The sequence below is a fragment of the Flavobacterium sp. genome (assembly GCF_036405015.1).
In the GTDB taxonomy this organism is placed as follows: Bacteria; Bacteroidota; Bacteroidia; order Flavobacteriales; family Flavobacteriaceae; genus Flavobacterium.
This window is the reverse complement of record NZ_DASWYK010000055.1, coordinates 1-12,148: the sequence shown is the minus strand read 5'-3', so window position 1 is coordinate 12,148 and position 12,148 is coordinate 1. Positions and strand designations below refer to the sequence as shown.

The following is a 12,148-nucleotide window of genomic DNA, read 5'->3' as shown; positions in this document are numbered from 1 at the left end:
GTATTTTTTCTGATTTTAATTTTGAAGTCAAATCATGCAGACTGTTGCGATTCCTTGTAGTTCTTGTTTATTTTAAATAGAATTATTTGATATATTTGTCCTGAATTTTAACTTTTAAGAAAATGCTGAAAGCCGAAAGACATAAATACATCATGACTAAACTTGTTGAAGAACAAAAAGTTGTCACAACCGATTTGGCTTTGGCTCTCGATTTATCAGAAGATACTATTAGAAGAGATTTAAATGAATTGGACAGTAAAAAACTTTTAGAGAAAGTTTATGGCGGTGCAGTTCAAGTAACTGAAAAATCGGCAGATGTTTTCAATATTTATATATCGGCAGAAGAACAAAAAAAGCAAATTGTTACAAAAGCATTGTCTTTATTGCGTGATGACCAGGTGATTATAATGAGCGGAGGAAGTACAAATCTCGTTTTTGCCAAGTTAATTCCGGCCGATTTAAAAGCTACGATATACACTTATAGTCTTCCAATAGCAATGCAGTTATCACAACATCCTAATATTGATTTGATCTTTATTGGAGGTAAAATGCAGAAAAATGCAATGGTAACAATTGGTATGGATGTAATTCAGGTAGTCTCAAAAATTAAAGCAGATATTTGTTTTATTGGAGCCAGTAGTATCAATATCAAACAAGGGCTTACAGAAATTGGTTATGAGATTTCAATTGTCAAAAAAGCTATGATAGAAGCTTCAGATAGAGTTGTTTCTATGTTTTCTTCGGATAAATTAAATACTAAAATGCCTCATGTTGTTTGCGATTTAAAACAATTAGATACTATCGTTACAAATCTAGATCCAAACGACGAAAGTCTTGAAGAATATCGAAAATCAGGTGTTTTTATACTCTAGATTAAGTTGTTTTAAATGTGTTTTTGCGTTTTTTTGCGTTTTTAATATTTATTTTTATTAAATAACGCAAAATAATGTAATCAATTTGTTTTTTGTATATATTTGTTGAAACTATTTTCAAACTAAACCAAACTATATGAAAAGCACTACTTCTTCTCATAATAGCATTCTACTGCAATTTTTAAAAATCTTCGAAAGTAATAGTTCGCAAAACAGAAGAGTTAAAAAAAAGATACTCTACACATTTTATATAACTTTCTTATTTTTTAGCGCCAAAGCTGCAACTGTCGATACTATTCAGGTCTTTAGTTCTTCAATGAATAAGAATATCAAAAGCTGTATCATATTTCCAGAAAGTTATAAAAAGAAAGATAAAAAATTTCCAGTTGTGTATCTGCTTCACGGATACAGCGGTAATTATGCTTCTTGGGCAAAAGATTTTAGAGAACTTAAAAATCAGGTTGATCAATATAATTTTATTGTAGTAGGTGTAGACGGCAATTATTCAAGCTGGTATTTTGATAGTCCAGTAGATCCTAACTTTAGATACGAAACTTATGTCATCAATGAATTAGTACCTTACATAGACCAAAAATATAAGACAATTGGCAACCGTGAAAATAGAGCTATTTCAGGATTAAGTATGGGAGGACATGGAGCTTTGTATTTGTCTTTTAAACATCAGGATATATTTGGTGCTGCCGGAAGTATGAGCGGTGGTGTCGATTTTAGACCTTTTCCGGAGAATTGGGATATAAAAAAACGTCTAGGAACATTTGCCGAATTCCCAGAAAACTGGAATAAAAATACCGTTACCAATATGCTTGATTTGGTAAAAGACAACAATTTAAGATTAATTATAGATTGTGGTGTGGATGATTTTTTTATGGAAGTAAACAGAGAGCTTCATGCTAAAATGTTAGCCTTAAAAATCAATCACGATTATATAGAACGCCCAGGAAAACATGATCTAAAGTATTGGGAAAACTCTTTAAAGTTTCAATTACTATTCTTTCATAATTTTTTTACTGAAAAAATAAATAAATAATTGTGTGTTGCTATTTACAATAAGTAGCACATAAAAATAGGTTGGTTACCTAGCCTAACAGGTTTTTTAAAACCTGTTAGGTATTTTTTTAGCCGAAGATTAAAAGATTAAAATGATTTTTTTCCACAAATTTCCATGAATTAAATCTGGAGAATCTGCTAGAGAAAAAGAGACAAAATATAAGTATAAACCTTTGCAAACTTAGCGTAAATCATTGCGCTCTTTGCGGTTAAATTTTAGAAAACTAACAAAGAAATGTAACCTATGAAAAGTATAAAAATTATAATTCTGCTTTTGCTGATCCATACCAAAATTTTCAGTCAGCAGTCTCCAAAAAGAGAAATGCGAGCCGCTTGGATTTCTACAGTAGAAAATATCGACTGGCCATCTAAACCAGGTTTGTCAGACAAAGAAATGAAAGCCGAAATGATTACTATTTTGGACAATCTTCGTTCATATAATTTGAACACTGTAATTTTTCAAATTCGTCCAACAGCCGATGCTTTTTACAAATCGACAAAAGAACCCGCTTCGCATTGGATAACAGGAACTCAAGGCGTTGCGCCCGGTTTTGATCCATTGCAAATGATGATTGACGAAGCAGGAAAACGAGGTATGAATGTACACGTTTGGCTGAATCCGTATCGTGTGCAGAAAGATACGGTTAGAGATGTTCTTTCGAAAAAGCATTTATATTTTAAAAGACCAGACCTTTTTCTGACTTACGGAAAAACGAGATATTTTAATCCAGGTTTGCAAGAAACCAGAGATTTTGTTGCTTCTGTTGTAGGTGAAATTGTTCGTAAATACGATATTCAAGCCGTTCACATGGATGATTATTTTTATCCGTATAAAATTGCTGGACAAGAATTTCCAGATGAAAAAGCTTTCGCTAAAGAGCCACGCCAATTCAAAGACAAAGACGATTGGCGAAGAGACAATGTCGATTTAATCATTAAACAAATTAGAGATACTATTGTTGCCAATAAACCAGAAGTTGAGTTCGGAATTTCGCCTTTTGGAGTTTGGAGAAATATCGCGAAAGATTCTCAAGGTTCTAAAACCGTTGCTGGAGCTACAAACTACGACGATTTATATGCCAATATTTTAAAATGGCAGAAAGAAAACTGGATCGACTACGTTACGCCTCAATTATACTGGCACATTGGTTTTGACAGAGCCAATTTTGAAGTTCTGGCAAAATGGTGGGCAGAACATAAATACGGCGCAAATGTTTATGTTGGTCATGGCGATTACAAAATTTCGACTTCTGCGAAAGAACCAGAATGGAGAAGCCCTGATCAAATCGTGAAACAGATTGAAATGATTCGTAAAATGCCTCAAATTGAGGGTTCAATGCATTTTACAGCTTCGACTTTTCTGAAAAAAGGAGATACTTTAAGGCAGCCTTTGATTCAAAAAGAATACAAATATATCGCTTTAACTCCTGAGGCTAACAGAATTACAAGATTAAAACCAGAACCGCCAACAAATGCTGTAATTGCTAAAAAAGGCAATAACGCAGTGTTGACTTGGAAAGCAGGATTTAACGACAAAAAATATGTGATTTACAGATTTCCAAAAAGAAAAATAACCGATTTCTCAAATCCTGAAAATATTTATTATGTAACCACAGCCTTAAAACTAGAAGTTCCAAATGCCGATTTGGAAAACTATGTTTACGCGCTCACCGCTTTGAGTCAGACCCAGACAGAAAGTAGTCCGATAGAATTTTTAGTAAAATAAAAATGTAAAGAAATGAGAAAAAGTATTCTTCTATTAGCCCTGTTTCTAAGTTCTATCAGTTTTGTAAAAGCTCAAAAATTAGATTTAATTCCAAAACCCGTTTCAGTTCAGCAAAGTGCAGGACAATTGGTTTTACCTTCAATATTAAAAATTGTTGTAGACAAAAAACTAAAAAATAGTACTGATTATATTTCAACAAGTCTTTCAAAAAATACAGGAATTAACCCGATTGTTTCGATTGGAAAAAAACAAGGAAAAAATACTATTTCATTTTTAGTTGATAAGAAATTAGATCTTCCAAATGAAGCTTATCAATTAGAAATAAATGAAAAAGGAATTTTCGTAAAAGGAAAAACAACCAACGGAGTTTTAAACGGATTGCAGACTTTAGTACAAATTTGTTCTGCAAAAGAAGTTAAAAAAGGAACCGTTCCGTTTGTGAAAATTGAAGATTATCCTCGTTTTGATTGGCGTGGTATGATGCTCGATTGCTCGAGGCAATTCTTTGACAAACAAACCGTAAAAAATTATATTGATTGGTTGGCTGCGCATAAAATGAATGTTTTTCACTGGCATTTAACAGATGATAACGGTTGGAGAATCGAAATCAAATCATTGCCAGATTTAACTTTAAAAGGCGCTTGGAGAGGTCCAGGAGAAGTTTTACTTCCATCGTATGGTTCAGGAGACAAGCGTTACGGAGGTTTTTATACACAAGAAGATATTAAAGAAGTAGTGGCTTATGCAGCTGATCGTGGAATATCTGTTATGCCAGAAATTGAAATTCCGGGACATTCACGTGCCGTAACAGCTTCATATCCAGAAGTAGGTTGTACTATCACACAGGAATTGAAAAGTGTTCAGGGAGAAGTAAAAAACGTTTGGTGTGTGGGACGTGAAGAAAATTACGATCTTTTGGATTCAATTATTAAAGAAGTTTCCGAATTGTTTCCATTCGAATACATTCATATTGCTGGAGATGAGGTTAATCGTGCCAATTGGGAACATTGCCCAAAGTGTCAAGCTTTGATGGCAAAAGAAGGCTTTACAGATAGTTTTCAGCTTCAGAATTATTTCTTTAGAAGGGTTCAAAAAATTGTAGATAAATATCATAAAAAAACAGACGGCTGGAATGAAATTTTGAAAGGCGGAGAAATCGATCCCAATACACTGATTTCTGCTTGGCAAGGAATTAGTTACGGAATAGAATCTGCTAAAAAAGGATTTAAAACAGTTATGATGCCAGGTCAATTTACTTATTATGATATGGCGCAAACCGAAACAGAACGGGGTCATCGTTGGGCGGCAATTACCGATACAAAACGTGCCTATTCATTTGAACCAATTCCAGATGCTGAATTAACACCAGAAGAACAGAAAAACATAGTAGGAGTTCAAGGTGCTTTGTGGAGTGAATATTTGGATCGTCCAGCAAGAATTATGGAATATCAAAGTTATCCGAGAATTTGTGCTTTGTCAGAGATTGGCTGGTCTAAAAAAGAGTATAAAAACTGGGACGATTTTTATGGAAGATTAACGAACAGCCATTTGCAAAGATTGGCTGATATGGGAATTGCTTTTAGAGATTTTCCTCCAACGGCAATCTATAAAAATGGAACTATTACCGTAACTCCTCCTTACGAAAATGCTGTTATACGATTTGATAAAGATGGTAATGAGCCAACGAGACAATCGCCTTTGTACACAGGACCAATTTCGACGAAAAATTACGAAAATTATATGTTTAGGGTTTTCTTTAATGAAACTTCTGCAAGTCCAGCGGTGAAAGTAGAGAAATTACCTGTTGCCAATTGGAATACTTCAAAAGTAGAAGTTTTAACGATTTCAGAAAATATCTCAGAACACGTTGACAAAAAAGGAATCTGGTATTTGACTTTTAATTCAATTGACGATGGAACAAATGGAATAATTAAAAATGTTTCACTTTTTGAAAATGGTAAATTACTACAAATGTATTCAGATGAAAAAGCTCTAAAATCAAAACCTCGTTTAAGATTTGTCATTGATAATTACAACGAAAAAAACACGTATCGATTAGATTTTACGGTTGAAAATAAAGAAGAGAAAAAGTCGGCTGCGAATGTAAAATTCAATTGTTCACCTTATCAGGAACCAGAAGTTAAAGTGACTTCTTCTATGATAGAAAACCCGAAGTTCCCGATTGCGAATCTTGAAGATTATAATGAAGAAACCTATTTACGTACCGATGTGGCATGCAAAGATGGAGACTGGATTTTGTATACCTTTACTAATCCTGTAACTTCTTCTAAAATAGATGTTTTGACTGGAATTCCGCATCATCCGAGATTTATCATTAATAATGGTTTTGTGGAGTATTCATACAATGGAAAAGATTATATAAAAGGCGATAATTTTGATTACGGCAATGCATCAATTTATCCGAAACAACCTGTAAAAGCCGTTAGAATTAAAATTACAGGAACCAATAATGAGCCTTTAATGGCAGGACAAGACTTAAAAATTAATCCGTAAATCATGAAAAAGATAACATTCAGTATTGTCCTTATTTCTTTTGTTTTTTTGGGAATGGGTTTCCATTCGTCTAAAAAAATAAATATTGATGGTGACAATAAAGAAAACGAAAAGTACATTGATTCAATGATGCAGAATGCGCTTAAAAATGGTTTTTTTCCTGGAGCGCAAATTATTGTTGGTACAGGAGATTTTAATTTGATTTCTAAAAACTACGGTTATCATGATTATACTAAAAAGCAATTGGTAAAATCAGAAGATGTTTTTGATTTGGCTTCAATGTCGAAGGTTTTAGGAGCAACATTGGTAACTATGCGTTTAGTTGGCAATGGGAAATTAAAACTTACAGATCAAGTAGGCGAAATTGTTCCGATGTACAAAAACACAGCAATTTCCGATTTAACGCTTTTTGAATTGCTAACGCATACTTCTGGATTAACACCAAGTATTACTTTTTATCAAGCTTTACTTTCTACACCAGATAATTCGCCTTTATTGAGCAAAGAAAAATCAGAGCAATATGTTGAGCCTTTTGATGTTATGTTTGTTAATAAAAACATTGTTTACGATTCAAAATATCTTTCTTTTCAACGAAAAGAAAATTGGATTCAGATTTATAAAAATATGTGGCTGAATCCAGAATTTTATCCATCAGTTTATGAGAGGATTGCAACTGCGAATAAAAATCCGAGAGGGAAATATTTGTATAGCGATTTGAATTTGCTTTTAGTGAAACAAATGATAGAAACCAAAACAGGAAAGAAACTAGATCAGTTTACAAATGAAATTTATTCGGAATTAGGTATTTCAAAAATTGGCTATAATCCGTTAAAATGGACTTCTGTTGATAATGTAATGCCAACAGAAGTAGATAATCTTTTCAGAAAGGACACTATTAAAGGTTATGTGCACGATGAAGCGGCAGCTATTTTTGGAGGTGTTTCTGGAAATGCAGGTTTATTTGCCAACGCAGAATCAATTGCAGTGATCTGTAAAATGCTGATGAATAATGGGACTTATAAAGGAAAACAAATTCTAAAAGCCAATGTCGTAAAAGAGTTTACAGATTCGCCTTTAGCTAAAAGCGGCATTTATCGCGGTTTAGGTTTTGACAAAAGAAAACCAGACGAGTTTTTTACAAAAGACGATTTTGGACATACGGGTTTTACAGGAACTTTTTTCTTTATGAATAGAAAAACAAACCGATTTCTTATTATTCTAACAAATCGCGTAAATCCAACAAGAACCAACAGATTAATGTACAAAGATGATTTTAGTGCTAAAATCTGGAAGGAAATTAAAAAATATTAAGAGTTTTTTTTCTGCCACGAATTTTTAATTCAATGCATTGTCTTTAATTCACAAATTATTTCAAATAAATTAGTGTAATTCTACGCATTATTTTTCACACAGATTATAAAAAAAATAATTCGTGACCCGAGCGATAGCGAATAGACGAAGTAATTCGTGGCGGAAAAAAAATAAAAAAAAATAATTACCATGAAAAATATAATAATCTGTTTGATGATTTCAGCAGTTTCTTTTGCACAGCAAATTAAAACAGGAGCTGAGAATTCTGCAAAGTATCTTCCTCTACTAAAAGGAAAAACCGTTGGAATTGTCACCAATCAAACTGGAATTATAACCAAAGAAAAACATCTAGTCGATTTTTTAGTCGAACAAAAAGTAAAAATAAAAAGCATTTTTGCTCCAGAACACGGCTTTCGAGGAACAGCGGATGCAGGCGAACATGTATCTGATGAAACTGATTCCAAAACAGGTTTGCAGATTGTTTCACTTTATGGGAAAAACAATAAACCAACTCCAGAGCAATTGAAAGGAATTGATATTATGATTTTTGATTTACAGGATGTTGGAACGCGATTGTATACTTATGTTTCTACAATGCATAGAATAATGGAAGCTTGTGCGGAAAATAATGTTCCACTAATCGTTTTGGATCGTCCGAATCCTAATATTGCGATTGTCGACGGTCCGGTTTTGGATATTGCTTTTAAAAGCGGTATCGGAATGCATCCAACTCCACTGCTTCACGGAATGACTTTGGGCGAAGAAGCAAAAATGATCAACGGACAAAAATGGCTGAAAGACGGAATTCAATGTAAATTGACTGTGATTCCATGTTTAAATTATACTAGAAAAAGTTCTTATAGTTTACCTGTTCGACCTTCACCCAATTTGCCAAACGATCAGGCGATTAATTTGTATGTAAGTTTATGTCTTTTTGAAGGTACAAACGTCAGTATGGGACGCGGAACTGAAAAACAGTTTCAAATTTATGGTTCACCATATCTTCCAAAAAGTGATTTTTCGTTTATTCCAAAACCTAATTTTGGAGATAAAGATCCTTTGTACAATGGTATAGAATGTAATGGTGAAGATTTGTCTTCTATACCAAGAATAAACAGGCTGGAGATTAAATGGCTGATAAAAGCATATCAAACAACATCGGATAAGTCTAAGTTTTTTGATAAAAGAAAATTTGCTATTCGCGCAGGAAATGAAAAACTACAGCAGCAAATTGAAGCAGGAATTTCTGAAGAAGAAATTAGAAAAAGCTGGGAAAAGGATTTAAAAGCTTTTAAAATAATGCGTCAGAAATATTTACTGTATTAAAAATATCTGAAAAGATTAAAAAGCTATTTCAAATGCTTTATTTTAATCAAACATATTAGAATATAACTATTGAAATTACAGTAATTTTGTAATCTCATCAAAAGAAAATAAAAACAGTTTTAGACAACAAATTAGAATATAATGTCAAACCAAGAGTTACAGCAGTTATCAGAATCATTAGAAGGAACACTTTTATATGATGATCTTCATAAAACACTTTATTCGACCGATGCTTCGGTATACAGAATTCGGCCGAATGCTGTGGCTTTGCCTAAGACGACTGCAGATATCAGTAAGTTAATTCGATTTGCGGCTGATCATAATATTTCGGTTACTCCAAGAACTGCCGGAACTTCATTAGCAGGGCAGGCAGTAGGAGACGGACTGGTAATTGATGTATCGAAGCATTTTACAAAAATATTGGGTTATGATGCTGAAAAAAGAACGGTAACGGTACAGCCTGGTGTAATTCGAGATGAATTAAATTTATTCTTGAAACCTCATGGCGTTTTCTTTTCTCCTGTTACTTCGACTTCCAATCGTGCTATGATTGGAGGAATGGTGGGAAACAATTCTTCAGGAACTACTTCGATTCGTTACGGTGTAACACGTGATAAAATTGTTGAGGTAAAAACGATTTTAAGTGATGGAACTGAAGTTGCGTTTGGCGAATTGACTTCTGCAGAATTTATTGAAAAAACCAAAGGAGATTCTTTAGAAAATAAAATTTATAAAAGTGTTTATGATGAACTTTCGATAAAAGAACATCAAGACGAAATTATAAAAGAGTTCCCAAAACCAGAAATTCACAGAAGAAATACGGGTTATGCTGTTGATATTCTATTAAAATCAGAATTGTTTGGCGGGACAGAACCTACAATTAATATAGGAAAATTGCTTTGCGGAAGTGAAGGAACTTTAGCTTTTACAACCGAAATTACATTAAAAGTTGACGATTTACCTCCAGTGCACAACATTATGGTGGTGGCGCATTATCATACGATTCAAGAATCGTTAGAATCTGTTGTGATTGCAATGAAACATCATTTGTACACTTGCGAAATGATCGACGACACGATTTTAGATTGTACCAAAACCAATCGGGAACACATTAAAAACCGTTTCTTTTTGGTTGGTGAGCCAAAAGCAATTATGTTGTTTGAAGTGGCTTCAAACACATTAGAAGATGCCGAAAAACAAGCCGATGCTTTAATTGCTGATTTAGAAAAACATAATTTTGGTTATGCAAGTGTAAAAATCTACGGTCCAGATATTGATAAAGCTAATGAACTTAGAAAAGCAGGTTTAGGACTTTTAGGAAGTATTGTAGGCGACGATAAAGCGGCAGATTCTATTGAAGATACAGCGGTTGAGTTAAGTGACTTGCCAGCTTATATTGCAGAGTTTTCGGCAATGATGTTAAGTCACGGGCAAGAAGCGATTTATTATGCGCATGCTGGTGCGGGAGAATTGCACCTTCGTCCGGTTTTGAATTTGAAAAAAACATCAGATTTGAAATTGTTTAGAACTATTGCGACTGATGTGGCGCATTTGGTTAAAAAATATCGAGGTTCATTAAGTGGTGAACATGGTGACGGAATTGTACGCGGAGAATTTATTCCGTTTATGATTGGAGACAAGAATTACGAATTGCTGAAAAGAATCAAATTAGCATTCGATCCAAATTCGGTTTTGAATATCGGAAAGATTGTAAACGCACTGAAAATGGACGAAAATCATCGTGTAATTTCAGGAAGAGTAGAACCGGATATTAAAACATTTCAGGATTTTTCAGACAGTTTAGGCATTTTACGTGCAGCTGAAAAATGTAACGGTTCTGGTGATTGTAGAAAATTGCCATCTGCAGGAGGAGCAATGTGCCCGAGTTATCGTGCCACTAGAAACGAAAAAGAAACAACTCGCGCGAGAGCCAATGCATTACGAGAATATTTAACGTATTCTGAAAAAGAAAACAAATTTGATCAGAAAGAATTATATGAAGTTTTTGAATTGTGTGTAAGCTGTAAAGCCTGTGCAAGCGAATGTCCGAGTAATGTTGACGTCGCAACTTTAAAAGCAGAATTTTTATACCAATACCAAAAAGCAAACGGATTTTCAACCCGAAATAAGATTTTTGCCAATAACGCCAAACTGAATAAAATGGGAAGCAAGTTCCCTTCGATTACAAATTTTATTTCGAATCAGGCATTGGTGAAAAAATCAATGGGAATTGCTCCTGAAAGACAGGTGCCGCTTTTAGCGAAAAAGACTTTTAGGAAATGGTATCAGAATTTTAAACCTGAAACAACATATTTTCCAAATGGAAGATTGTATTTATTCGTAGATGAATTCACGAATTATTACGACGTTAATATCGGAATTGATGCTGTCGAATTATTGACAAAATTAGGCTATCAGGTTTTAGTTGTGGACCATGAAGAAAGCGGAAGAACCTATCTTTCAAAAGGATTTTTGGAAGAGGCAAAGAAAATTGCCAATCATAACGTCAACATTTTTAAAGATTTGGTGCTATCAAATGCACCTTTGGTTGGAATTGAACCTTCAGCGATTTTGACTTTTAGAGATGAATACCTTCGTTTGGCTGATAATAAAGAAGCGGCCGAAAAATTAGCTCAAAATGCATTTACAATCGAAGAATTTTTCAAAAAAGAAATTATCGACGGAAAAATAAAACAAGATTCATTTTCAGAAGAAACCAAAGAAATTAAAATTCACGGACATTGCCATCAAAAATCGTTAAGTTCTGTTGAAGCGACTTTTGCCATGCTGAATCTTCCTAAAAACAATACAGTTACTATTTACAGTTCAGGTTGTTGCGGAATGGCAGGTTCTTTTGGTTATGAAAAAGAACATTATCAGGTAAGTATGCAAATGGGAGAAGATACTTTATTTCCAAAAGTGAGAAATACTGCAGAAAACGTAAAAATCGCAGCAGCAGGAACAAGCTGTCGTCATCAAATTTATGATGGAACAAAACGTGAAGCGCAGCATCCAGTTAGTATTTTGAGAAATTGCTTGAAATAAAATTTAGAAGTTCAGATTTTTTTGAAAGTTTAAAATAAATCAGTGAAAATCTTTTAATCTGTAACAGAAATAAAAAAGCCTAATTATTTTTCAGAATAATTAGGCTTTACTATTTTATAATTATTTAGCTCCAGGAGGAGATTTTTCTTTTATGTATTTGATAAAGGTATCCAAAAGATGTTTTCTTGTTCCTTCTCCTTCAGAAATGCTGTGAGAACGATTGGGATAAATCATTAGATTGAACATTTTATCATATTTGACTAATTCGTTAATTAAAACTTCGGCA

7 protein-coding genes are annotated in these 12,148 nt (G+C 33.5%); all 7 read left to right on the top strand.

Annotated features, from left to right (window positions below):
- Window positions 1-122: 122 nt before the first annotated feature.
- The 7 genes from VGE71_RS04340 (at window position 123) to VGE71_RS04310 (ending at window position 11,862) form a co-directional block, all read left to right on the top strand.
- Window positions 123-872 carry a DeoR/GlpR family DNA-binding transcription regulator gene (locus VGE71_RS04340; RefSeq protein ID WP_331137199.1) on the top strand — a complete coding sequence of 250 codons (750 nt, stop codon included), beginning with the start codon at window positions 123-125 and terminating at the stop codon, window positions 870-872.
- Window positions 873-1,008: 136 nt separating this feature from the next.
- Complete coding sequence (locus VGE71_RS04335; RefSeq protein WP_331137198.1) at window positions 1,009-1,920, top strand: alpha/beta hydrolase family protein; 912 nt, start codon at window positions 1,009-1,011, stop codon at window positions 1,918-1,920.
- Between the two features lie 264 nt (window positions 1,921-2,184).
- Window positions 2,185-3,666 carry a glycoside hydrolase family 10 protein gene (locus tag VGE71_RS04330; protein ID WP_331137197.1) on the top strand — a complete coding sequence of 494 codons (1,482 nt, stop codon included), beginning with the start codon at window positions 2,185-2,187 and terminating at the stop codon, window positions 3,664-3,666.
- Between the two features lie 12 nt (window positions 3,667-3,678).
- Complete coding sequence (locus tag VGE71_RS04325; RefSeq protein WP_331137196.1) at window positions 3,679-6,180, top strand: beta-N-acetylhexosaminidase; 2,502 nt, start codon at window positions 3,679-3,681, stop codon at window positions 6,178-6,180.
- Window positions 6,181-6,183: 3 nt separating this feature from the next.
- The gene (locus VGE71_RS04320; RefSeq protein ID WP_331137195.1) at window positions 6,184-7,491 is read left to right on the top strand and encodes a serine hydrolase domain-containing protein; all 1,308 of its coding nucleotides are present in this window, start codon (window positions 6,184-6,186) and stop codon (window positions 7,489-7,491) included.
- 189 nt (window positions 7,492-7,680) lie between these two features.
- On the top strand, window positions 7,681-8,817 hold the full coding sequence (locus VGE71_RS04315; RefSeq protein ID WP_331137194.1) for a DUF1343 domain-containing protein: 1,137 nt from the start codon (window positions 7,681-7,683) through the stop codon (window positions 8,815-8,817).
- 141 nt (window positions 8,818-8,958) lie between these two features.
- On the top strand, window positions 8,959-11,862 hold the full coding sequence (locus VGE71_RS04310; RefSeq protein WP_414656165.1) for an FAD-binding and (Fe-S)-binding domain-containing protein: 2,904 nt from the start codon (window positions 8,959-8,961) through the stop codon (window positions 11,860-11,862).
- Window positions 11,863-12,148 lie beyond the last annotated feature (286 nt).